This is a genomic window from Agromyces arachidis (assembly GCF_052805135.1).
In genome coordinates, this window is sequence record NZ_JBRBDK010000001.1 from 217,393 (window position 1) to 241,318 (window position 23,926).

Sequence of the window (23,926 nt, forward strand, 5' to 3'; positions counted from 1 at the left end):
AGCCCCTCCTCCGTTTCATGCGTTCGAATGGGCAGTGGTCCCCGTTTCCGGGGCTCCGGGGGCCGTGTTAGCGTGATCCGCGGTCGGCCCGGTCTCCGGTGGCGACATCCGACGCCCTACCGACGGAACGCACGCGGGGAGACGAGCTTGGTCACGTTGAGGTCCTGGGTGCGCGCCCGTCGCCGCGCCGCCTCGGTGACCGCCCTCGCGGTGCTCGCCGGCGTGCCCGTCGGCATCGCCGCACTGCACCAGGGCTTCCCCGTCACCGACCCGGACCTCCGTGCGCGCGAGGTCTGGGTGACCAACGCCGAGGAGCTGCTCGCCGGTCGCCTGAACCGCCAGATCGAGGAGCTCGACGCCGCCGTCGCCGTCGCGACGAACGAGGTCGACGTGCTCCAGCACGGCGACGACGCGTTCCTGTACGACCCGAGCGTGGGGTCGGTCGAGCGCATCGACGCCTCGTTCACGACCCTGGTGCAGCGCATCGACGTGCCGCCGGCGTCCCGGCTGGCCTACGGCGGCGACGTCATCGCCGTGCTCTCGCCCGACGGCGAGCTCTGGCGCGTGGCCGCCGGCGCGGACCTGTCGTTCGACCACCGCGGCACCGACCCGATCGCCGAGGTGGGCGAGGACGGCCGCGTCGCCGTCAGCGGCGACGGGACGATCTTCGCCACGTCGCCCGGCGACGGCGAGCTGATCGAGCTGCGCCGCGACGCCGACGACCCGGCGCGGTCCCCGCTGCCGCGCATCGGCCGGCACCAGCTGGCGGCCATCGGCGAGCGGCCCGTCGTGCTCGACGTCGAGGCCGACGCCGTGATCGTCGACGGGCGCGAGATCGGGCTGCCGGAGCCCGCGCTCCGCATCCAGCAGTCGGGGCCCGACCGCGACCGGGTCGCGCTCGCCACCGCGACCGGGCTCCTCGACGTGCCGCTCGGCGGCGGCGACATCCGGGTGATCGACAGCGGCGCGGAGGTCGCCGCGGCGAACGGCGACGAGGTCGCGGCGCCCGTCCGACTCGGCTCGTGCCTGCACGGCGCGTGGGCGGCCGGGCAGCGGTACCTGGCCGCGTGCGACGATGCCGAGCCGGCGCGCGTGCCGATCGACCAGCCGACCGCGGGCTCGCGCCTCGAGTTCCGCGTGAACCGCGACGTCATCGCACTGAACGACCTGAACAACGGCAACGCCTGGCTCGTCGACTCCGACCTGCGCCTCGTCGACAACTGGGAGGAGGTCACGCCGCCCGAGGAGTCCGACGAGCTCGAGGGCGACGAGAAGTCCGCCCAGCAGACCTTCGAGGACACGCTCGCCGAGCGCACCGACGTCAACCGTCCTCCCGTCGCGCGAGACGACGACTACGGCGTGCGGCCGGCCCGCACGACGATCCTCGAGGTGCTGGAGAACGACACCGACCCCGACGGCGACGTGCTCACGATCGCGTCGACGTCCGAGGTGCCCGAATCCGCCGGGCGCCTGGAGCTCATCGACGGCGGGCGGGCGCTGCAGTTCTCGCCGGCCGAGGGCGCCGCGGGCAGCGTGTCGTTCCGCTACGGCGTCGACGACGGGCGAGGGGGCGTCTCCGAGGCATCCGTGAACGTGCGCATCGTGCCCGACGGCGAGAACGCCGCCCCCGTCTCGATGCGGTCGGGCGCGATCAGCGTCGAGCAGGGCCAGCAGCTCTCGTACCACGTGCTCGCCGACTGGAACGACCCGGACGGCGACGACCTCTACCTCGTCAACGCCTCGCCCACCGGCGGCGACACCGTGCGATCGAGCCCCGACGGCTTCGTGACGTTCGAGCACCGCTCCGCCGAGCTCGGCACGAAGGAGGTGAAGTTCACGGTCTCGGACGGCCGCACGACCGCGGCCGGCACGCTCGTCGTCGAGGTGAAGCCGACCGGCACGCTGAACCCGATCGGCACGCCCGACTTCGCGCAGGCGTTCGTCGGCGAGACCGAGCTCCTCGAGCCCCTCGTGAACGACCTCTCGCCCTCGGGGGCGGGGCTCGAGCTGCTCGGCGTGGCGGACGCACCCGACGGGGTCGCCGTCATCCCGAACGTCGAACGCGGCACGATCGCGTTCTCCGCGAACGAGCCCGGCGAGTACGTGTTCCTCTACGACGTCGGCGCCGGGGCGGCCGTCGGCAAGGGGCTGGTCCGAGTGCAGGTCGTCGAACCGCCCGGCGAGGCGCCGCCGCCGATCGCGGTGAAGGACACGGCGTACCTGCGGGCGGGCGAGCCGCTCACGGTCCCCGTGCTCGCGAACGACGTCTCGCCGTCGGGTCGGGTGCTGGCGGTGCAGACCGTCGACGACGCGGCCGCAGAGGGCCTGGTGTCGGTCGAGATCCTGACGAACACCGCGCTCCGCATCACGGCCTCGCAGGCGATCGACGAGCAGGTGCAGGTCGGGTACACGGTGTCCGACGGCGTGAACGCGTCGACGGCGACCGTGACCGTCGTGCCCGTGCCGCCGCTCGTGAAGCACCAGCCGCCGGTCGCCGTCGACGACGGCGCGATCGTGCGCGCGGGCGACATCGTCACCGTCCCCGTGCTCGAGAACGACTACCACCCGGATGCCGCGACCCTGCACGTCGCGCCCGAGCTGGTCGACGTCGAGGTCGGAGACGGCCTCGCGTTCGTCGACGACGACACCGTGCGCTTCCAGGCGCCGGAGGAGCCGGGCGCCTACGGCGTCGTGTACGCCGTCGGCGACGACCACGACCAGACCGCGCGGGCCGCCGTGCGCTTCACGGTCGTCGCGAAGGACGCCGGCGAGAACCGCGAACCGCTGCCGACGCCGGTCACGTCCCGCACGTTCGCGGGGTCCGCGGTCACGGTGGACGTGCCGCTCGACCAGCTCGATCCCGACGGCGACTCCGTGACGCTCACGGGCATCGGCTCGGCACCGACGCTCGGACGCATCATCGAGCGCACGAGCACGTCGTTCACGTACGAGGCCCTCTCGGGTTCGGCGGGCACCGACGGCTTCACCTACGAGGTGCGCGACACGTACGGCGCGACCGCCGAGGGCACGATCCGCATCGGCGTGATCCCGCGCCCGGCCGTGCAGCTGCCCCCGAAGGCCGTCGACGACGCGATCGAGATGAAGCCGGGCCGGACCGCCTCGGTCGAGGTGCTCCTGAACGACTCCGACCCGAGCGGCTACCGGCTGCGCGTCGTCGACCTGCCCGAGGTCGACGACGGCATCGAGGCCGAGATCCGCGATCGCCGGCGCATCGTCGTCACGGCGCCCGAGCAGGAGGCGGCGTACACGATCCGCTACGAGATCTCGAACGGCCGCGGCGGTGCCGACACCGCCTTCCTCCAGGTGGCGGTGACGGATGACGCGGTGATCGAACCGCCGACCGCGGAGGACCGGGTCATCGAGCCCGAGCAGGTCGTGGACGGCGAGACCGTGACGGTCGACCCGCTGTCGGATGCCACGAATCCCGGCGGCCTCGTCGAGGACCTCGAGGTGACGCTCGAGGGGCCGAACGCGGATCGCGCCCGGTTGGCATCCGACGGCACGATCGACGTCGAGCCCGGGCGCGAGCGCTACGCCGTGGCCTACCGCCTGACGAACACGCTGGACGACCTCTCGGCGACGGCCTTCGTGATCGTGCCGCCCGTGCCGTCCGGCGACGACACCGTCGAGGAGACCCAGCGGCCGAAGACCCCCGAGGAGCTGCTCGCGGAGGAGAAGGCGAAGTTCCCGGCGCCGTACCTCAAGGAGCTCGGCGAGATCATCGTGCCCATGAACGGCCGCATCAGCTGGAACGTCGACGACCTCGTGGTCGTGCCGTCGGGCAACCCCGCGACGATCCTCTCGGCGTCGGCGACGAACTCGGGGGAGGCGCCGTTCGTGAGCGGCACCGCGCTGCAGTTCGTGCCCGCCGCCGACTACCGCGGGCCGGCCTCGGTCACCTTCGAGGTCACCGACGGGAAGGGTGCGGACGACCCGGTCGGGCGCAGCGCGATCCTCACGATCCCGATCACGGTGGGTGATCCGAACTTCAACGACGCGCCGCCGGCGTTCACCCCGCGGAGCGAGACCATCGAGGCGGGCGAGACGCCGCTGACCGTCGACCTCCGCTCGTCGACCGACCACCCCAATCGCGACAACATCGAGCGCGTGTCGTACCAGAACCTGTCCGGTGCGAACGCCGACATCCGGGCGGAGATCGTCGAGGGGTCGTTGCTGCGGGTGTCGTCGCCGCTCGGCGTGCAGCCCGGCACGCGGGCCCGGATCTCGTTCGACGTGGTGTTCAACGACTTCCGCGTTCCGGGGTACGTCGACGTCGCGGTGGTGTCGTCGACGCGCGCGCTGCCGCAGGCCAACGACGATGGGCCGGTCGAGATGGTGCGCAGCGAGACCCGCACCATCGACGTGCTCGCCAATGACTTCAACCCGTTCGCGCCCGATTCGCCGCTCCGGATCGTCTCGGCGCAGATCGACCAGGCGGATGTCGGGGCGAACGCGACCGCGAGCCACACGGCCACCGACGTGACCGTGCGCACCGGCGCGGCGTTCACGGGCACGCTCAGCGTCGTCTACCGGGTGCAGGACGGCACGAGGGACCCCGCGCGCGAGACGCAGGGCCGGGTGACGGTGGTGGTGCGCGACAAGCCCGACCGGCCGGCGGCGCCGGCGATCGTCTCGTCCGGCGACCGCACGGTGACGGTCAGGTGGGCGGCTCCCGCGAACAACAACTCGCCCATCACGGCGTACCAGGTCGACGTGAACGGCTCCGTCCGCGACTTCGGGGCGAACGCCGCCGGGGTGGACCAGCAGATCGGCAGCCTCGCCAACGGCACCGCGTACCGGTTCACGGTGCGCGCCCAGAACGCCAAGGGCTGGAGCGAATGGTCGCCGCTCTCGGCGTCGGCGACGCCGTACGGAACGCCGAGCGCGCCGCAGAACGTGCGCGCCCAGCCCAACGGCTACGCGCCGACGAGCGTCGACGTCAGCTGGGCCGCGCCGTCCAACACCGGCGGCGGGGCAGTCCGGTACGACGTCAGGATCGACGGCGGGAGCTGGCAGAACTCCGGACAGGACCGCAGCCATCGCTTCACGGGTGTCGGCGCCGGATCGCACACCGTCCAGGTGCGCGCCGTCAACCTCGGCAGCGGGAAGGCCGGGGCCGCCGCCTCGGACTCCTTCGGCGTCCAGAACGAGCCGAAGACCGTGACGCTGCGCAAGGGCGCGACGCTCGGCCCGTACGACGGGCAGTACGGCTACTGCAACAACACCTGCTGGCACTACGACGTCACGGTGAACGGATTCCCCGACGGCGTGGCCTCCGGGTACGCCTACTGCAGCGGCACGCGCCTGTCGACGAACATCCGCATCGACGTCCGGAACGGGACCGGCCGGTACTCCGGTTCGTTCCCCGACTCGTGGTGCGGCAACCCCGACGCGTGGGTCGTCATCGACGGTATCCGGAGCAACGACTGGTGAGCCGCGGATCCCACCGCGACGAATCGACAGAGGAAGAGACGAACGAGCAATGACCGTGAACCAAGACCAGGCCCTGTGGTTCCAGGACGCCTTCTCGAAGCTCGTCGACAACGTCGACCGCGCGATCCTGGGCAAGCGCGACGTCATCGAGCTCGTCGTGACGGCGATGCTCTCGGACGGTCACGTGCTGCTCGAGGACTACCCGGGCACCGGTAAGACCGTGCTCGCGAAGGCGCTCGCGAACACGCTCGACGGCACGCACTCGCGCATCCAGTTCACGCCCGACCTGCTGCCGTCGGATGTCACGGGCGTGACGATCTACGACCAGGGCAAGGGACGGTTCGAGTTCCACCGCGGGCCGATCTTCGCCTCGATCGTCCTGGCCGACGAGATCAACCGGGCGAGCCCGAAGACCCAGTCGGCGCTGCTCGAGGTCATGGAGGAGGGCCGGGTCACCGTCGACGGCGTGGGCTACGAGGTCGGCAGCCCCTTCATGGTCATCGCGACGCAGAACCCCGTCGAGCAGGCCGGCACGTACTCGCTGCCCGAGGCCCAGCTCGACCGGTTCCTCGTCAAGACCTCGCTCGGCTACCCCGACCACGACACCGCGGTCACGCTCCTGCTCGACTCGGCCAACCGCGCCCGCGCCTCGAAGGTCTCGCCGATCATCGCGTCGAGCTCGGTCACGACGATGGCGCACCTCGCGTCCGAGGTGCACGTCGACGCGGCCGTGCTGTCGTACCTCAACCAGATCGTCTCGGCCACGCGCGATCACCGCGACTCCGCACTCGGCGTCAGCATGCGGGGCGCGCTCGCGCTCGCGCGCACGGCGAAGACCTGGGCGATCTCGCGCGGTCGCACCTACGTGACGCCCGACGACGTGCGCGAGCTCGCCGTGCCGGTGCTCGCGCACCGCATCATCGTCGACCCCGAGTCGGAGTTCGCGGGCGTCACGGCCGAGGACATCGTCGCGCGCGTCGTCGGCGACGTCTCGCCGCCGGCGTACCGGGCGGCATGACGGCCGCATCCGGCGCGCCCCCGGCACCGAAGGTCCCGTCGCAGGCGCGCATCGCACTGCGCTCCGTGCGGCGCTCGATCGCGGCATCCGTCACCGCGAACGGCACCCGGCTGCGACGAGCGGGCGACCGCGTCGCGGCGTTCGCCGCTCCGGTCACCGGCGTCGTCTCACCGGCCGGATGGCTCGTACTCGCAGTCGCAACGATCTCGCTCGGCATCGCGTGGGGTCTCGGCTGGATCGAACTCGCGTTCGTCGGGGCGACGCTGCTGGCCGCGCTCGTCGTGGCGATCCCGTTCGTCTTCGGACGCGTGCGGTACCGCGTCGCGATCGAGCTGCACCCCCGCCGGGTCGTGGCCGGTGAGCGGGCGCTCGGCCGGCTCGTGGTGGCGAACACGGGCGAGGCGGCGTCGGTGCCGTCGCAGCTCGAGCTGCCCGTCGGCGCCGGGCTCGCCGAGTTCGTGATCCCCGCGATCCCGCCCCGCGGCGAGCACGAGGAGCTGTTCGCCGTGCCGACGCAGCGGCGCGCCGTGATCGTGACCGGCCCCGCTGTATCCGTTCGCGGCGACCAACTCGGCCTGCTGCGTCGAGAGGTGCGGTGGACCGACCCCGTCGAACTGTTCGTGCACCCCGTCACCGCCCGGCTGAAGCCGTCGGCAGCCGGACTCGTGCGCGACCTCGAGGGCGAGGTCACGAAGACGATCACGAACAACGACATCTCGTTCCACGCCCTGCGCGCGTACGAGCCCGGCGACGCGCTGCGCAACGTGCACTGGCGTACGTCGGCGCGCACCGGGCAGCTCATGGTCCGGCAGTACGAGGAGACGCGGCGCTCGCAGCTGCTGCTCGTGCAGGCCACGCGCGCCGACCAGTACGGCTCCGAGGCGGAGTTCGAGCTCGCGGTCTCGGTGCTCGCGTCGCTCGGCGTCCAGGTGATCCGGGATGCCACGCGCCTCGCGGTCGCGACCGACCGGCTCACGCTCTCCACCGCCACGCCCACGGCACTGCTCGACGACACGAGCCGCATCGAGCACGTCGGCGACCTCGGGGCCGGCGATGCCTCGAGCGGCGCGGGCGCGTCCGCGCCATCCGTTCGCGACCTCGTCCGCGTGGCGGCCCGACGGATCCCGGCGCCGAGCGTCGTCATCGTCGTCTCAGGCTCGCGCACCCCGGTCGCGGAGTTCCGGGCGGTGGAGCCCGTCTTCGGCTCCGACACGCTGGTGATCGCGTTCCGCGCCGAGATCGGCGCCGCGTCGCGCATCGCCCGGGTGGGGGAGTCGACCGTCGTCACCGTCGGCGCGCTCGACGAGCTCTCACGACTCGTGCGGAGAGTGCGCCCGTGACCCGACTGCCCCGCCCAGCACTCGCCGACCTCGGCGTGCTGTCGCTGCTGTCGCTCGTCGGCGTCGTCGGCTACGAGACCAGCTTCGGCGGCCTCGACTTCCTCGCGGCGGCCGTCGCCGGCATCGTGGTCGGCACGCTCGCCGCCGTCGCCGGCTCGCTCCTGCGCCTCGGCGTCGTCACCACCGTGCTGCTCGGCATCGCGCTGTACTTCCTCGTCGGCACGCCGTTCGTGATGCCGGATGCCGCGCTGCTCGGCGTGCTGCCGAGCCTCACCTCCCTCGCGGGGCTCGCGATCGGCGCAGTCCACGGCTGGGCCGACATCCTCACGATCCAGGCGCCGGTCGAGGCGCCCGCGTACGTCGCCGCCGTGCCCTACGCGGCGGCGACCGTCGTGTCACTGGTCGGCGGCCTGCTCGTGCTCCGCTGGCTGTCGGTGGAGCGCACGCCGCTGCGGGCCGCGGTCGTGCTCATCGGCCCGGCACTGCTGCTGCTCTCCGGCATCCTGCTCGGCACCGAGGAGGCGTTCCTCGCGGCGGTCCGCGGCGTCGCGTTCGCCGCGATCGCGCTCACCTGGATCGCCTGGCGCCGTGGTTCGACGATCGAGGCGTCCGGCGAGGGCGCCGCGCGCCTCCGCCGCCGGCGCCTCACCGGCTCGGCCGCGGTCGTCGCCGGCGCGGTCGCGCTCGGCGCCGTCGCCGGACTCGCGGTGGCGCCGATCTCACCAGACCGGTTCGTGCTGCGCGACCGGGTCGTCCCCCCGTTCGATCCGCTGGAGTTCCCGAGCCCGCTCGCGGGGTACCGCACGTACACGAAGGACCTCGCCGAGGAGCCGCTCTTCCGCGTCGCGGGCCTCGAGCCGGGCGACACGCTGCGCCTCGCGGCCATGGACTCGTACTCGGGCCGGCTCTGGAACGTCGCCGGCCCCGACGAGGCCGCGGCCGACGGCGGATACTCGATCGTCGGCACCACCCTCCCCGCTCCCGCGCTCGCCGACTTGGGCAGCGCCCGGAGCGTCGAGGTCGAGGTGCTCGGCTACGACGACGTCTGGCTCCCCACCGTCGGGTACGGGTCCGAGATCGAGCTCATCGGCGACGGGACCGACTCGCGGGGAGACCTGCGGTACAACGCCGAGGCCGGTACCGCCGTCGTCACGAGCGGCGTCGGAGCGGGCGCCGAATACCGCCTCGAGGCGCGCATCCAGCGCGAGCCCGACGACGCCGCGCTCGCCGATGTCCCCATCGCGCAGCTCGACCTGCCCGTGGTCGAGAACCTGCCCGACGTCGTGGCCGCCAAGGCCGAGGAGTACGCGGGCGACGCGACGAGCCCCGTCGAGCAGCTCCGCGCGATCGAACGAGGCCTCAAGACGAACGGGTTCCTCAGCCATGGCCTGGCGAGCGACGCGGTGCCCTCCCGCGCCGGGCACGGGGCCGATCGCCTCATCGAGCTCTTCACGAGGACGCAGATGGTCGGCGACGAGGAGCAGTACGCCGCCGCGATGGCGCTCATGGTCCGCCACCTCGGCTATCCGGCGCGCGTCGTCATGGGGTACGCGCCCGAGGTGACGGAGGGCGCCGACGAAGTCGAGGTCGTCGGCGCCGATGTGACCGCGTGGGTCGAGGTGCCGTTCGAGGGCGTCGGCTGGGTGTCCTTCCGGCCCACGCCCGATGACGTCGACGTGCCGCAGGAGCAGACGCCGAAGCCGAAGTCGGAACCGCAGCCGCAGGTGCGCCAGCCTCCGCGCGCCGAGCAGGGCGAGGACGAACTGCTCACGACCGTCGAGATCGACGACACCGACGACGAGGACCGCGACCGGCCCTTCCAGCTGCCCGGCTGGGCCTGGATCGTGATCGCGAGCGTCGCGATCCCGGCCGCGGTGCTGCTGCTGCCCCTGCTGGCCGTGGCCCTGGCCAAGCGCCGTCGTCGTCGCCGTCGTCGTCGCGGCGCCGCCGACCGGCAGGCCGCGGGGGCGTGGGAGGAGCTCGTCGACCGGTACGCCGAGCTCGGCTTCGAGCCGCCGGAGCGAGCGTCGAGGCTGCAGACCGCGCGAGAGCTGGAACGCCAGCTCGACGAGCAGGGACTGCGCGCCGTGCGCCTCGCCGACGGCGGCGTGCGGCTGCCGTCGCTCGCGGCGACCGTCGACCGGGACGTCTTCGGCGGCCGCGGGATCGAGGCGGCGACGGCCGACCGACGGTGGTCCGAGGCTGAGGCCGCGGTCGCGGCCGTCGGGCTCGCCGCCGGCCGCCTCCGCCGGATCGTCGCCCGGTACCGGCTGCGTCGCCGGACCTGACGGTCGTTAGGGTGGGCTCGTGAGCGACTTCATCGTGCCCCCGCCGGGCCTCGTGCCCGACGCGCCGCAGCCGGCCGAGCCGGAGCGGACGATCCGGGTGCCCGATCGCCGTCCCGCGTTCCACCCTGCGCCGGCCCCGCCCGCACCGGCGGCTCCCGAGTCCGCCGGCGCCGCCGCGGTGCCGCGACCCGGGCCGCGCACCGCGTGGCGACTCCGCTCCGACGACGGCACCGACGTCCTCGTCTCCGGCCGGGTCGTCCTCGGACGCGACCCGCAGGCGACGGAGGCCGCTTCGGGGGCGCGGCCGGTGGCGCTCGAGGATCCCGCTCGATCGGTGTCGAAGACGCACGCGCTCCTCGACGTCGTCGAGGACCGACTCCTGGCGACCGATCTCGCCTCCACGAACGGCGTGCGCATCTGGGCCGAGGGCGAGCAGCCCGTCGAGCTCGAGCCGGGACGGCCGACCTCGGTACCCGAGGGGGCCGTGCTGCTGCTCGGCGACGTCGCCTTCCTCGTGGGCCGGGCCTCCGACGCGACGGTGTAACCTGAGGATCGTGCGCGTGCCGTTCCTTCTCCTTCGGTGCCGCGACGGGGCCTAGTTCGTCCGGCCGCCCCCGTCGCGGAGTCCGTCGTCGGCTGACCCCCACGATCCGAAAGAGACGTTCATCGATGAATTCGCCCGTTGAGACGCACCCCCGCCCGCGCACCCTGGCCGAGAAGGTCTGGGACGCGCACCTCGTCAGGAAGGGCGAGGACGGCACGCCGGACCTCATCTACATCGACCTGCACCTCGTGCACGAGGTCACGAGCCCGCAGGCCTTCGACGGCCTGCGCATGGCCGGGCGACCGGTCCGCCGTCCCGACCTCACCATCGCGACCGAGGACCACAACACCCCGACGCTGAACATCGACCGGCCGATCGCCGACCCGACGAGCCGGACCCAGATCGAGACGCTGCGCCGCAACGCGCAGGAGTTCGGCATCCGCCTGCACTCGCTCGGCGATGTCGAGCAGGGCATCGTGCACGTCGTCGGCCCGCAGCTCGGGCTCACGATGCCGGGCATCACAGTCGTGTGCGGCGACAGCCACACGTCGACGCACGGCGCGTTCGGCGCGATGGCCTTCGGCATCGGCACGAGCGAGGTCGAGCACGTGCTCGCCACCCAGACCCTGCCGCTCAAGCCGTTCAAGACCATGGCGATCAACGTCGAGGGCACCCTGCGCCCGGGCGTGACCGCGAAGGACATCATCCTCGCCGTGATCGCGAAGATCGGCACCGGCGGCGGGCAGGGCTACGTGCTCGAGTACCGCGGAAGCGCCATCCGCTCGCTGTCGATGGACGGGCGCATGACCATCTGCAACATGTCGATCGAGGCCGGCGCGCGCGCCGGCATGGTCGCGCCCGACGAGACCACCTTCGCCTACCTCGAGGGCCGCCCGCATGCGCCGCGCGGTGCCGACTGGGACGAGGCCGTCGCCTACTGGCGGACGCTCCCGACCGACGAGGGCGCGACGTTCGACGCCGAGGTGTCCATCGACGCCGACGCCCTCGAACCCTTCGTCACCTGGGGCACGAACCCCGGCCAGGGCGCGTCGCTGAGCGACGTCGTGCCCGACCCCGCGGCGATCGACGACCAGCACGAGCGCGCCGCCGCCGAGCGGGCGCTCGAGTACATGGACCTCGAGCCCGGCACGCCGCTGAAGCGGATCCCGGTCGACGCCGTGTTCATGGGCTCGTGCACGAACAGCCGCATCGAGGACCTCCGCGCGTTCGCGTCGATCATCAAGGGCCGTCGCAAGGCCGAGGGTGTGCGCGTCATGGTCGTGCCCGGTTCGGCGCGCGTGCGGCTCGAGGCCGAGGCAGAGGGGCTCGACAAGGTCTTCGAGGAGTTCGGCGCCGAGTGGCGCTTCGCGGGCTGCTCGATGTGCCTCGGGATGAACCCCGACCAGCTCGCGCCGGGCGAGCGCTGCGCCTCGACGTCGAACCGCAACTTCGAGGGCCGGCAGGGCAAGGGCGGGCGCACGCACCTCGTCTCACCGCTCGTCGCGGCGGCGACCGCGGTGCGCGGGACCCTCTCGAGCCCGTGGGACCTCGATCGGGATGACGCGACCGAACCGGTCGGCGCGGGCGCGAAGGGCGGCGAGTGAGCATGGAGAAGTTCAGCACCCACGAGGGCGTCGCGGTCCCGCTGCGCCGCTCCAACGTCGACACCGACCAGATCATCCCGGCGGTGTTCCTCAAGCGCGTGACCAAGACCGGATTCGACGACGCGCTCTTCCACGCGTGGCGCCAGGACCCGGAGTTCGTGCTCAACCACCCTGCGCACCAGGGGGCGTCGGTCCTCGTCGCCGGCCCCGACTTCGGCACGGGCTCCAGTCGCGAGCACGCGGTGTGGGCACTGCGCGACTACGGGTTCAAGGTCGTGATCTCGAGCCGGTTCGGCGACATCTTCCACGGGAACGCGGGCAAGCAGGGCCTGGTCACCGCGCTCGTCGCGTACGAGGACATCGAACGGTTGTGGGAGGCGATCGAGGGGCAGCCGGGAATAGCCGCGACCGTCGATCTGGTTGAGCGTACGGTGAGCATCGGGTCGCTCACAGTTCCGTTCGACATCGATGACTACACTCGGTGGAGGCTTCTCGAGGGACTCGATGACATCGGGCTCACCCTTCGGGACGAGCAGGCCATCGCAGGGTTCGAGACGACTCGAGCGGCGTGGCGGCCGACCACGCTCCCGATCCGGGAGCCGGCAGAGACAGGGAACTGAGTGAACACACTCGTGGATGACGCGAAGCAGCACGGAACCGCGGTGGGCCTTCCGGTCGACCGCATCACGATCAACGGCGGTAAGCCGCTCCGCGGTCGGATCGAGCTGAAGGGCGCGAAGAACCTCGTGACCAAGGCGATGGTCGCGGCGATCCTGGGCGACACGCCCAGCGTCCTCAAGGACGTGCCCAACATCAGCGACGTGCGCATCGTGCGAGGCCTGCTCGAGGTGCACGGCGTGACCGTGAGCGAGGGCGAGGACGAGGGCGACCTCGTGCTCGACCCGGCGGCGGTCGAGACCGCGCACATGGCCGAGGTCGACGCCCACGCGGGCTCCAGCCGCATCCCCATTCTCTTCTGCGGACCGCTCCTGCACCGCCTGGGCGAGGCGTTCATCCCCGACCTGGGCGGCTGCCGCATCGGCGACCGCCCGATCGACTACCACCTCGAGGTGCTGCGCAACTTCGGCGCGATCATCGAGAAGCTCCCGAGCGGCATCCGGATGTCGGCCCCCAACGGCCTGCACGGCGCCAAGGTCTCGCTGCCGTACCCGAGCGTGGGCGCGACCGAGCAGGTGCTCCTGACGGCGGTGCTCGCGGACGGCATCACCGAACTCTCGGGTGCCGCGATCGAGCCCGAGATCATGGACCTCATCAACATCCTGCAGAAGATGGGCGCCATCATCTCGGTCGACACCGACCGCGTCATCCGCATCGAGGGCGTCGAGAAGCTCCAGGGCTACACGCACCGTGCGCTCTTCGACCGCAACGAGGCCGCGAGCTGGGCCGCGGCGGCGCTCGCGACCGAGGGCGACATCTTCGTCGGCGGGGCGCGCCAGGCCGAGATGCTCATGTTCCTCAACGTCTTCCGCAAGGTCGGCGGGGCCTTCGACATCGCCGAGGACGGCATCCGCTTCTACCACCCGGGCGGCGACCTCAAGCCGGTCATCATCGAGACCGACGTGCACCCCGGCTTCATGACCGACTGGCAGCAGCCGCTGGTGGTCGCGCTCACGAAGGCCAAGGGCGTCTCGATCGTGCACGAGACCGTCTACGAGCAGCGCTTCGGCTTCGTCGACGCCCTCGTCGAGATGGGCGCGTCGATCGAGGTGCACAAGGAGTGCCTCGGCGGTCGCCCGTGCCGGTTCGGCCAGCGGAACTTCAAGCACTCCGCCGTGATCTCGGGCCCGGCGCAGCTGCACGGCGCCGACATCGAGGTCCCCGACCTGCGCGGCGGCTTCAGCCACCTCATCGCCGCGCTCACGGCCGAGGGGCGCTCGACCGTCTCGAACGTCGGCATCATCGCCCGCGGCTACGAGAACTTCATCACCAAGCTCGAGCTGCTCGGGGCGGACTTCGCGCTCGAAGGATAATGGGTCAGTGCCTCATCAAGACCCGTCATCCGCGCCGGCCGTGAAGCCCGGCTCCGAGAAGCGCCGACCCTCGTTCTTCTGGGTCCTCGCCGTCCTGATCCTCCCGCTGTGGAGCCTCGGGGTGAAGTACCGCTTCCACCACGGCGAGCGGATGCCGCAGAGCGGGGCGCTCGTGCTCTCGCCGAACCACTACAGCGAGGTCGACCCGCTGGTGATGGGCGTCGCGTCCTGGCACCTCGGGCGCCTGCCGCGATTCCTCGCGAAGGCGTCGCTGTTCAAGAACCCCGTGCTGGGGTGGTTCCTGCGCACGTCCGGCCAGATCCCGGTCGAGCGTGCGGGGAGCCAGAGCCATGCGGCGATCCGGGCTGCCGAGGAGCTCGTCGAGAAGGGGCGCATGGTGATCGTGTACCCCGAGGGCTCGCTCACGCGCGACCCGGACCTGTGGCCGATGCGCGGGAAGACGGGCGCGGTGCGCATCGCGCTCGAGCGCGGCATCCCGCTCGTGCCGGCCGCCCACTGGGGCACCCAGGCGATCCTGCCGCGGTACGGGAAGAAACTCAGCCTCTTCCCGCGCAAGACCGTCGACGTGATCATCGGGGAGCCGCTCGACCTGTCCGCGTACCGCGACAAGCCGCTCGACCAGGCCACGCTGCTGGCGGCCACGAACGAGCTGATGGACGCCATCGCGGCGTTGCTCGGCGAGCTCCGCGGCGAGACGCCGCCCGCCGAGCGCTGGGACCCGGCCAAGCACGGCCAGAAGGAGACGGGACGCCTTGAAGGCTAGGACGCCGCGCCGCGGCCCGGGCAAGCGCGTGGCCGTGCTCGGCGCCGGAAGCTGGGGCACCACGTTCGCCAAGATCCTCGCCGACGGCGGGGCCGACGTGGTGCTGTGGGCCCGTCGGCCCGAGCTCGCACGCGAGATCCAGGAGGGCAAGCGCAACAGCGACTACCTGCCCGGCGTGAACCTCCCGATCGGGCTGCGCGCCACCAGCCGGCTCGACCTCGCGCTAGCGGGAGCCGAGCAGGTGTACGTGTGCGTGCCGAGCCAGACGCTGCGCCAGAACCTCATCGCGGCCGAGCCGCACCTGCACGCCCAGGCGATCGTCGTGTCGCTCATGAAGGGCGTCGAGAAGTCGACCGGGCACCGCATGAGCGAGGTGATCGCCGAGGTGCTGCCGATCGCCGAGTCGAAGATCGCGGTCATCTCCGGGCCGAACCTCGCGCTCGAGATCGCGAAGGAGCAGCCGACGGCGGCCGTGGTGTCGTCGACGAGCCTCGAGACGGCGCAGGCCGTGGCATCCGTCGCCCGCAACGAGTACTTCCATTCGTTCGTGAACACCGACGTGATCGGGACCGAGTTCGGCGGCGTGCTGAAGAACCTCATCGCCGTCGCGATCGGCATCGTCGACGGCGCGGGGTACGGCGAGAACACGAAGGCGTCGATCATCACCCGCGGGCTGGTCGAGATGACCGACTTCGCCGTCGCGTACGGCGCGCATCCCGACACGCTGTCGGGCCTGGCCGGACTCGGCGACCTCATCGCCACGTGCCAGTCCCCGCTGTCGCGCAACAACACGGCCGGGCGCCTGCTCGGCCAGGGGTACAAGCTGCCCGAGGTCGTGAACCAGATGCAGCAGACCACCGAGGGCCTGGCATCGGTCGGACCGATCCTCGAGCTCGCGCGGGCGAAGGGCGTGGAGATGCCCATCGTCGAGCAGGTCCGGCAGGTGCTCGCCGGCACGCTCGCGCCGAAGGACATCGCGCCGCACCTCACGACCGATGACGAGCCTCAGGGCGAAAGGACGATGGATGGACAAGCTCAGGGTGGTTCTGCTCTTCGGAGGGCGCTCCAGCGAGCATTCGATCAGCTGCGCCACGGCGGGCGGGGTGCTCTCGGCGATCGACCGTGAGCGCTTCGAGCTGATCCCGGTCGGCATCACGCGCGAGGGCGCGTTCGTGCTCGAGGCCGACGACCCCTCGCGGTTCGCGCTCGACCCGGAGCACCTGCCCGAGGTCGTGGACAACGGCACCCGCGTGCAGTGGCCGGACTCCACGGCGAGCCGTGAGCTGCGCGTGGTGACGGCAGACGGACAGGCGTCCTCGCTGGGCGAGGTCGACGTGGTGTTCCCGATCCTGCACGGCCGGTTCGGCGAGGACGGCACGGTCCAGGGGCTGCTCGAGCTGATCGGCCTGCCGTACGTCGGCAACGGCGTGCTCGCGTCCGCGATCGGCATGGACAAGCACGTCACGAAGACCGTGCTCGAGGGCGCCGGCATCCCCGTCGCGCCGTGGGTCACGCTGACCCGCCCGGCGTGGGACGCGGACCGCGAGCTCTGGCAGCGCCGGGTGCGCAGCCTCGGCCTGCCGGCCTTCGTCAAGCCCGCGCGCGGCGGGTCGTCGGTCGGCGTGAGCCGGGTGGCCGACTGGAGCGAGCTCGACGCCGCCCTCGACGTGGCGTTCGCCGAGGACCGGACGGTGCTCGTCGAGGCGGCGGTCGCCGGGCGCGAGATCGAGTGCGGCGTGCTCGAGGCGCGCGACGGGGGCCCCGCGCGGGTGAGCGTCGCCGGCGAGATCGTGCTCGACGGCCGCGACTTCTACGACTTCGAGGGCAAGTACCTCGGTGGCGACGGCGTGCGCCTCGTCTGCCCGGCCGACCTCGGCGACGGCGAGACGGCGGAGCTGCAGCGCGTCGCGCAGCGCGCGTTCGCCGCGATCGGTGGCGAGGGACTGGCCCGCGTCGACGTCTTCCACACGGGGGACGAGTTCGTCGTGAACGAGGTGAACACGCTGCCGGGCTTCACGCCGATCTCGATGTTCCCGACCTGCTGGATGAACTCCGGGCTGGCCTATCCCGAGCTGATCGCCGAGCTCATCGAGCTGGGGGTCGCCCGCGGCGCGCGCTGACCTCGCGTTCCGATCGCGCCGGAGCGCGCGCCTCGGGGGTGCGCGCTCCGCCGCTCAGCCGGCGTCGGCGCCGTCGTCGAGGTCGGTGCAGGCGCCGTCGGCGGGGATCGCCGCGACCGCCGGCGAGAGGTCGGCGATGACGGTCGTCCCCGAGACCACGTCGTTGTCGACGACGACCTCCACGGCGGGCGTTCGCCCGTAGGTGGTGAACCGGTAGCGCGGCGCGTCGGACTCGTCGATGATCCAGTCGACCTCGTCGACGCTCACGCACCGAAGCGTGGTCGGCCCGGGCGGCTCGACGCCGCACCGCAGCAGGACGGAGGCGGGGGAGCCCCACGCGCCGGTGCCCTGCGCATCGGTCTCGCGGGCGTCCTGCCCGGCGACCTGCTCGGGCAGGCGCACCACGACGGCGGCGCAGTCCGCGTCGGCGGCGTCGGCCGCGGGCTCGAAGGGAACGGGCCGGCTGCAGGCGGAGAGCATCGGCAGCGCGACGACGGCGACGGATGCCGCGGCGACGAGCCTGGGCAGGGTGCGCCTCGGGCGGCGGCGGGCGGGAGCGGGCATCGCCTTCAGGCTACCGTGGGAGCCATGGAGCCCCCTGCACGTGAGCGCTCGCCCGAGATCGGCGAACTCGGCGAGTCGGCGGTGCTCGCGCGGATCCTGCCGCGGCTCGCCCCGGGTGAGGCCGCCGTGCTCGGCGCGGGCGACGACGCCGCCGTGGTGGCCGCGCCCGACGGCCGGTTCGTGGTGACGACCGACCTGATGGTCCACGGGCCCGACTTCCGGATGGCGTGGTCGACGCCCTTCGACCTCGGCTGGAAGGCGGCGGCGACGAACCTCACCGACGTCGCGGCGATGGGCGCCCGGCCGACGGCGCTGGTGGTCGCGATCGCCGCGCCGCCGACGCTCGCGGTCGACGTGCTCGAGGGGATCGCCGACGGCCTGCGCGAGGGCCTGGCCGCCCTCGCACCCGGTGCGGGCGTCGTCGGCGGCGACCTGTCGGCGGGTCCCGTGCTGATGATCTCGGTCACCGCCTTCGGCGACCTCGAGGGGCGGGCGCCCGTGCTGCGGTCGGGCGCCCGGCCGGGCGACGTCATCGCGCACGCCGGGACCCGGGGAGACGCGGCCCGCGGACTCGCACTGCTGTTCGCCCGGGGCCGCGACGCCGACGGCGAGCCGGAGGCCGAGGCCGCGGCCGCGCTCCGCCGCGAGCACCCCAGGCTGGTCGAGGCGCAGCTGGCGCCGCGACCGCCCGTGGCCGCGGGCGTGATCGCCGCGGTGGCGGGGGCGACGGCGATGCTCGACGTCAGCGACGGGCTGGCGCGCGACGCGCGCCGCATCGCCGAGGCGAGCGGCGTCGGCATCGACTTCCGCGGCGCCGCCCTCGGCGACGACCCGCTGACGGCCCTCGCCGGCGCCGAGGACCACGGGCTGCTCGCGGCGTTCCCGGCGGAGACCGACCCGCCGCATCCGTTCGAGGCCATCGGGGTGGCGACCGCCCACGCCGGCGTCCTCACGCTCGACGGCCGCCCCGTCGACACGACCGGGTGGGACCCCTACTCGGGCTGGGACGGCGTCGCGGGCTGACGCTCGGGCGCGGCGTCGGCCGCCGGGGCCGCGGTGGCCCACCACAGCGTCGTCTCGCCGTAGTCCCGTCGGCGCTCCGGCTCGATGCCGTCGGGCCAGGCGGGCTCCGGGGACCGGGAACTGCGCTCGACGACGATCCGGGCATCGGGGGAGAGCCGCGGCGCGAGCAGTTCGAGGTCCCGTGCGAGCTCCCGCTCGCCGAGGTCGTACGGCGGGTCGATGAACGCGAGGTCGACCCCGGCGGGCGCCGACTCCAGGTACGCGGCGACGCTCCGCGCCTCGACGCGGATGCGGGGCGCGGCTCCGCGACCGGCCCGCACGATCGCGGCCGCGTTGCGGCGGCACACGTCGGCGGCCGGCTTCGCCCGCTCGACGAGGACCACCTCGCCCGCGCCGCGACTGGCGGCCTCGAGGCCCAGCGCGCCCGAACCCGCGTACAGGTCGAGCACCACCGCGCCCTCGACGGCGTCGCGCGCCTCCAGCGCCGAGAAGATCGCCTCGCGCACGCGATCGCTCGTCGGGCGCGTGCCGGAACGGGGAACCGCCAACGCGAGCGAGCCGGCGAAGCCGGCGATGATGCGGGTCATGTCTCGGGAGCATAACGGCCGCCCGCCGGGCACTGCCATGATGGAGGGGTGGAAGACACGACCGACGCCCTGCACGCCGATCCGTCCCGCCACCGGGGTGACGAACAGCAGGTCATCGACCGGCTCTGGGACTTCGCCGATCCGGTGGTCAGCGAGGAGCGCTTCCGCGCCGTCGCCGCCGACGACTCGCTCTCGACGCACGAGCGCGCGGTGATGACCACCCAGGTCGCGCGGGCCATCGGCATCCAGCGCCGCGAGGATGACGCCCTCGCGCTCCTCGACGAGCTCGAGGCCGCCGAACGGCCCGACGAGACGGACGAGGAGGTCGCGGAGCTGCACGCGCGCATCGCGCTGGAGCGCGGCCGGATCGCCGCGACCGCGGAGCGCTTCGGCGACGCCGTGCCCCTCTTCACGAAGGCGGTGCGCGAGGCCGCCATGGCCGGCTCGACCTTCCTGGTCCTCGACGCCCTCCACATGCTGGCGCTGAACGACGCCGGTCACGAGGAGGAATGGGCCACCGAGGGCTTCGACGTGCTCGACGGCGTGCGCGACCCGCGCCTGAAGCGCTGGGGGGTGGCCCTGCACAACAACCTCGGCTGGACCAAGCACGACGGCGGCGACGCGGTGGCCGCGTTGCATCACTTCGAACTCGCCGTGGAGGCCGCCGACCGCTACGGGACCGCCGGCCAGCAGCACGTCGCGCGCTGGTCCGTCGGTCGCGCGCTGCGCACCCTCGGCCGGACCGACGAGGCCCTCGAGCTGCAGCGAGAGCTCGCGCTCGCGCGACCCGACGACACGTACGTCCAGGCCGAGATCGAGGCGCTGACGGCCGAGGCGGCGGAGGCGGAGCCTACGATCGAGTCATGACGGCCGATCGCGCGGTCGCGGGCTCCACGACCCTCGACACCAAGCTGTCGGGCGTGCTCGGCGGCCGCACCGCGCAGGCCCTGCAGCGCGCCTTCGACCTCGTCACGGTCGGCGACCTGGTGGCGCACTATCCGCGTCGTTACGCCGCCCGCGGCGAGCTCACCGCGCTCGCCCGGCTCCCGCTCGACGAGAACATCACGATCGTCGCCGAGGTGCTCGAGGTGCGCGAGCGGACCATGCGCTCGCGGCGCGGATCGATCCTCGAGGCGAAGATCTCCGACGGCACCGGCATCCTCACGCTCACGTTCTTCAACCAGGCCTGGCGCGCGCGCGAGCTGAAGCCCGGCGTGCGCGGCATGTTCGCGGGCAAGGTGTCCGACTACCGCGGGGCGCGGCAGCTGGCGCACCCCGACTACCAGCTGTTCGACGATGAGGCCCGTCCTGGTGAGGGAGCGGATGCGGCGGCCGAGCGCTGGGCGACGGAGCCGATCCCGATCTACCCGGCGACCGGCACGGTCTCCAGCTGGCAGCTGCAGAACGCGATGGCCATCGTGCTCGACGGCCTCGGCGCCGTCGACGACCCGCTGCCGGAATCGGTGCGCCGCGCGCGCGGGCTGCTCGGGCAACGCGAGGCGCTGGAGCTCATCCACCGTCCGCAGCGCGAAGAGGACTGGACGGCCGCCCGCCGCGCGCTCCGGTTCACCGAGGCCTTCGTGCTGCAGGCCGTGCTGCTGGAGCGGCGCGCTGCGGCTCGGGCCCAGGAGGCCGTCCGCCGGGTGCCGAAGCCGGGCGGGCTCCTCGAGCGCTTCGAGTCCGGCCTGCCGTTCGCCCTCACCGACGACCAGCACGAGGTCGGCGGCGAGATCCTCGCCGACCTGGCCGAACCGGTGCCGATGAACCGGCTCGTCCAGGGCGAGGTCGGCTCGGGCAAGACCGTCGTCGCGCTGCGGGCCATGCTGGCGGTGGCCGAGTCGGGCGGGCAGGCGGCGCTGCTGGCACCCACCGAGGTGCTCGCGGGCCAGCACCTCCGGTCGATCGCGCGCATGCTCGGCCCCGAGCTGGCAGCCGAGGTCATGCCGACGCTCGTCACCGGCCAGATGCCCGCCGCGGACCGACGGCGCGCCGCGCTGCGCGTCGCGGCCGGCCAGGCGCGGATCGTCGTCGGCACGCACGCCCTGCTCGGCGACACGACGTCCTTCGCCGACCTCGGACTGGTCGTCGTCGACGAGCAGCACCGGTTCGGCGTCGAGCAGCGCGAGGCCCTCCGGCTGAAGGGACGACACCCGCACGTGCTGGTGCTCACGGCGACGCCGATCCCGCGGACCGTGGCGATGACCGTGTTCGGCGACCTCGACGTGTCGACCATCCGCCAGCTGCCCGCAGGCCGCGCGGGCATCGAGACCCACGTCGTCCCGCTGGCGGAGCGACCGGGCTGGCGCGCGCGTGTGTGGGAGCGGCTCGCCGAGGAGCTCGAGCAGGGCCGGCAGGCGTTCGTGGTCTGCCCGGCCATCGAGCCGAAGGTCGCGGAGGACGACGCGGAGCCCGCCCCGGCGGATGCGGTCGCCGGACCGGCGGCATCCGTGGCGGGCGTGCTCGCCGAACTGCGCGCGCACCCGCGGCTCTCGGGCGCGCGGATCGCCCCGCTCCACGGCCGGATGGGCGCCGACGAGAAGGACGAGGCGATGCGGGCGTTCGCCGCCGGGGACCTCGACGTGCTCGTCGCCACGACCGTCATCGAGGTCGGCGTCGACGTGCCCAACGCGAGCACCATGGTCGTGGTCGACGCCGATCGGTTCGGCGTCTCGCAGCTGCACCAGCTCCGCGGCCGGGTGGGGCGCGGATCCGTGCCCGGCCTCTGCCTCCTCGTGACCGCCGCCGAGGCGGGCAGTCTCGCCCGCGACCGGCTCGAGGCGGTCGCGGGCACGCTCGACGGGTTCGAGCTCGCGCGTGTCGACCTCGAGCTCCGGCAGGAGGGCGACGTGCTCGGGGCGACCCAGTCCGGCCGGCGGTCCTCGCTGAAGCTGCTGCGGGTCACCCGTGACGGCGACCTCATCGCCGAAGCACGCGAGGCCGCCGCCGCCGTGCTCGCCGACGATCCCGGGCTGGCCGGCCACCCCGCCCTCGCCGCCGCCGTGCGACGTCGGCTCGACGACGAATCGACCGAGTACCTGAGCAGGGGCTGAGACTCCCCACACGGCGTCCACGCCCCCGGATCCCGCACTACGCTGGCACGTATGCAGCGGATCGCCGTCGTTCCCGGATCGTTCGACCCCGTCACGAAGGGGCATCTCGACGTGATCGGGCGCGCGGCGGGGCTGTACGACCAGCTGCACGTCGTCGTCGTGCACAACCCCGACAAGTCCGCGCTGCTGCCGATCGCCCAGCGCGTCGCCCTCATCGAGCAGTCCATCGAGGAGGCCGGGATCGTCGGCGACGTGGTCGTCGCCTCGTGGAGCGTGGGACTGCTCGTCGACTACTGCACCGACGTCGGCGCGTCCGTGCTCGTCAAAGGCATCCGGTCGCAGGTCGACGTCGCCTACGAGACGCCCATGGCGATCGTGAACCGGCACCTCGCCGGCGTCGAGACGGTGTTCCTCCTGCCCGACCCGGCGAACGCGCACGTGTCGAGCTCACTGGTCCGCCAGGTCTCCGCCCTCGGCGGCGACGTCACCCCGTATGTCCCCGAGCCGGTCGCCCGCTACCTCCAGGGGGCGATGACATCATGAGCGAGGCCGCGGCCGCAGGAGCGCCGGTGCACGAGCCGACGATGGAGCTCGACGAGGTCGGCGCCTCCGCCGCCCGCATCGTGCGCAACGTCGAGGCCGTCATCAGCGGCAAGCGCGACGCGGTGACCGCGGCGCTGACCGTCCTGCTGGCCGAGGGCCACCTGCTCATCGAGGACGTGCCCGGCGTCGGCAAGACGATGCTCGCCAAGGCGCTCGCGCGGTCGGTCGACTGCTCGGTCAGCCGCATCCAGTTCACGCCCGACCTGCTCCCGAGCGACGTGACGGGCGTCTCCGTCTTCGACCAGTCCTCACGCCGCTTCGAGTTCAAGCGGGGGCCCGTCTTCGCCAACATCGTCATCGGCGACGAGATCAACCGCGCGAGCCCCAAGACCCAGTCGGCGCTGCTCGAGTGCATGGAGGAGCGGCAGGTGACCGCCGACGGCACGACCTACCTCCTCGAACGGCCGTTCACGGTCGTCGCCACGCAGAACCCGGTCGAGATGGAGGGCACGTACCCCCTTCCCGAGGCGCAGCGCGACCGTTTCATGGCCCGGATCTCGATGGGCTACCCGTCGAACGCCGACGAGCTCGCGATGCTCGCCCAGCGCGAGACCGCCAGCCCGCTCGACTCGCTCGAGCCGGTCGTCTCGATCGACGAACTGCGCGCCATGATCGCCGCGGTGCACCACGTGTACACGTCGCAGGCCGTCAAGGAGTACGCGGTCGACCTCGCCCGGGCCACGCGCGAGGACCGCCAGCTGCGGCTCGGCGCGAGCCCGCGGGCCACCCTGCAGCTCATCCGGGCGGCGAAGGCGCACGCGGCGATGCACGGCCGCGACTTCGTCCTCCCGGACGACGTCGACGCGCTCGCGGTGCCGGTCCTCGCGCACCGGCTCGTCCCGACCAGCCGCGCGGTGGGCGGTCACGATCGCGACGGCGGACCGCTGATCGACGCCATCGTGCGCAGGGTCGTCGCCGACACGCCCGTCCCGGTCGGCAGCGCCCGGAGGGAATGA

At 72.9% G+C, this 23,926-nt stretch carries 18 protein-coding genes; 16 read left to right on the forward strand and 2 right to left on the reverse strand.

Going from position 1 to position 23,926, the window contains the following annotated elements; all coding sequences use genetic code 11:
- Positions 1-147 precede the first annotated feature (147 nt).
- The 11 genes from ACUY4T_RS01060 (at position 148) to ACUY4T_RS01110 (ending at position 17,143) form a co-directional block, all read left to right on the forward strand.
- Positions 148-5,454, forward strand: coding sequence for an Ig-like domain-containing protein (locus ACUY4T_RS01060; RefSeq protein ID WP_446017043.1), 5,307 nt, complete (start codon positions 148-150; stop codon positions 5,452-5,454).
- A 49-nt stretch (positions 5,455-5,503) separates the two neighbouring features.
- The gene (locus ACUY4T_RS01065; RefSeq protein ID WP_446017044.1) at positions 5,504-6,472 is read left to right on the forward strand and encodes an AAA family ATPase; all 969 of its coding nucleotides are present in this window, start codon (positions 5,504-5,506) and stop codon (positions 6,470-6,472) included.
- The gene (locus ACUY4T_RS01070) at positions 6,469-7,812 is read left to right on the forward strand and encodes a DUF58 domain-containing protein (RefSeq protein WP_446017045.1); all 1,344 of its coding nucleotides are present in this window, start codon (positions 6,469-6,471) and stop codon (positions 7,810-7,812) included. Before ACUY4T_RS01065 ends, ACUY4T_RS01070 begins: the two co-directional genes overlap by 4 nt.
- Entirely contained in the window at positions 7,809-10,100 is a 2,292-nt protein-coding gene (locus tag ACUY4T_RS01075) for a transglutaminase-like domain-containing protein (RefSeq protein ID WP_446017046.1), read from the forward strand. Before ACUY4T_RS01070 ends, ACUY4T_RS01075 begins: the two co-directional genes overlap by 4 nt.
- Positions 10,101-10,119: 19 nt before the next feature.
- The gene (locus ACUY4T_RS01080) at positions 10,120-10,644 is read left to right on the forward strand and encodes an FHA domain-containing protein (protein ID WP_446017047.1); all 525 of its coding nucleotides are present in this window, start codon (positions 10,120-10,122) and stop codon (positions 10,642-10,644) included.
- 125 nt (positions 10,645-10,769) lie between these two features.
- On the forward strand, positions 10,770-12,248 hold the full coding sequence (gene leuC, locus ACUY4T_RS01085) for a 3-isopropylmalate dehydratase large subunit (RefSeq protein WP_446017048.1): 1,479 nt from the start codon (positions 10,770-10,772) through the stop codon (positions 12,246-12,248).
- A gap of 2 nt (positions 12,249-12,250) precedes the next feature.
- The gene (gene leuD / locus ACUY4T_RS01090) at positions 12,251-12,868 is read left to right on the forward strand and encodes a 3-isopropylmalate dehydratase small subunit (RefSeq protein WP_446017049.1); all 618 of its coding nucleotides are present in this window, start codon (positions 12,251-12,253) and stop codon (positions 12,866-12,868) included.
- Positions 12,869-14,239, forward strand: coding sequence for a UDP-N-acetylglucosamine 1-carboxyvinyltransferase (gene murA, locus ACUY4T_RS01095; protein WP_446017050.1), 1,371 nt, complete (start codon positions 12,869-12,871; stop codon positions 14,237-14,239). It abuts the gene before it with no gap.
- Between the two features lie 7 nt (positions 14,240-14,246).
- Positions 14,247-15,023 carry a lysophospholipid acyltransferase family protein gene (locus tag ACUY4T_RS01100; RefSeq protein WP_446017051.1) on the forward strand — a complete coding sequence of 259 codons (777 nt, stop codon included), beginning with the start codon at positions 14,247-14,249 and terminating at the stop codon, positions 15,021-15,023.
- Positions 15,013-16,149: an NAD(P)H-dependent glycerol-3-phosphate dehydrogenase gene (locus ACUY4T_RS01105; RefSeq protein ID WP_446017052.1), complete on the forward strand. Its 1,137-nt coding sequence runs from the start codon at positions 15,013-15,015 to the stop codon at positions 16,147-16,149. The genes ACUY4T_RS01100 and ACUY4T_RS01105 overlap by 11 nt, the downstream gene beginning before the upstream one ends.
- Positions 16,049-17,143: a D-alanine--D-alanine ligase family protein gene (locus ACUY4T_RS01110; RefSeq protein ID WP_446017053.1), complete on the forward strand. Its 1,095-nt coding sequence runs from the start codon at positions 16,049-16,051 to the stop codon at positions 17,141-17,143. Before ACUY4T_RS01105 ends, ACUY4T_RS01110 begins: the two co-directional genes overlap by 101 nt.
- Positions 17,144-17,197: 54 nt before the next feature.
- Here the strand turns inward: ACUY4T_RS01110 and ACUY4T_RS01115 are convergent, their stop codons facing one another.
- Positions 17,198-17,707: a DUF3515 family protein gene (locus ACUY4T_RS01115; protein ID WP_446017054.1), complete on the reverse strand. Its 510-nt coding sequence runs from the start codon at positions 17,705-17,707 to the stop codon at positions 17,198-17,200.
- A 24-nt stretch (positions 17,708-17,731) separates the two neighbouring features.
- Here ACUY4T_RS01115 and thiL point away from each other — a divergent pair, with 24 nt between their 5' ends.
- Complete coding sequence (thiL, locus tag ACUY4T_RS01120; protein WP_446017055.1) at positions 17,732-18,730, forward strand: thiamine-phosphate kinase; 999 nt, start codon at positions 17,732-17,734, stop codon at positions 18,728-18,730.
- Here thiL and ACUY4T_RS01125 read toward each other — a convergent pair.
- Positions 18,700-19,317: an RsmD family RNA methyltransferase gene (locus ACUY4T_RS01125; RefSeq protein WP_446017056.1), complete on the reverse strand. Its 618-nt coding sequence runs from the start codon at positions 19,315-19,317 to the stop codon at positions 18,700-18,702. The genes thiL and ACUY4T_RS01125 overlap by 31 nt on opposite strands.
- A gap of 48 nt (positions 19,318-19,365) precedes the next feature.
- On the opposite strand from ACUY4T_RS01125, the gene ACUY4T_RS01130 reads away from it, so the two are divergent.
- From ACUY4T_RS01130 to ACUY4T_RS01145, 4 genes are read left to right on the forward strand one after another with little or no spacing between them, the layout of a single operon-like run.
- A complete protein-coding gene (locus tag ACUY4T_RS01130) occupies positions 19,366-20,184 on the forward strand; it encodes a tetratricopeptide repeat protein (RefSeq protein WP_446017057.1) in 819 nt (272 codons plus the stop codon).
- A complete protein-coding gene (locus ACUY4T_RS01135) occupies positions 20,181-22,367 on the forward strand; it encodes an ATP-dependent DNA helicase RecG (RefSeq protein WP_446017058.1) in 2,187 nt (728 codons plus the stop codon). Before ACUY4T_RS01130 ends, ACUY4T_RS01135 begins: the two co-directional genes overlap by 4 nt.
- A 51-nt stretch (positions 22,368-22,418) precedes the next feature.
- Positions 22,419-22,910 (forward strand): pantetheine-phosphate adenylyltransferase, encoded by a 492-nt coding sequence (gene coaD, locus ACUY4T_RS01140; RefSeq protein ID WP_446017059.1) that lies wholly within the window; start codon positions 22,419-22,421, stop codon positions 22,908-22,910.
- Entirely contained in the window at positions 22,907-23,926 is a 1,020-nt protein-coding gene (locus ACUY4T_RS01145) for an AAA family ATPase (RefSeq protein WP_446017060.1), read from the forward strand. The genes coaD and ACUY4T_RS01145 overlap by 4 nt, the downstream gene beginning before the upstream one ends.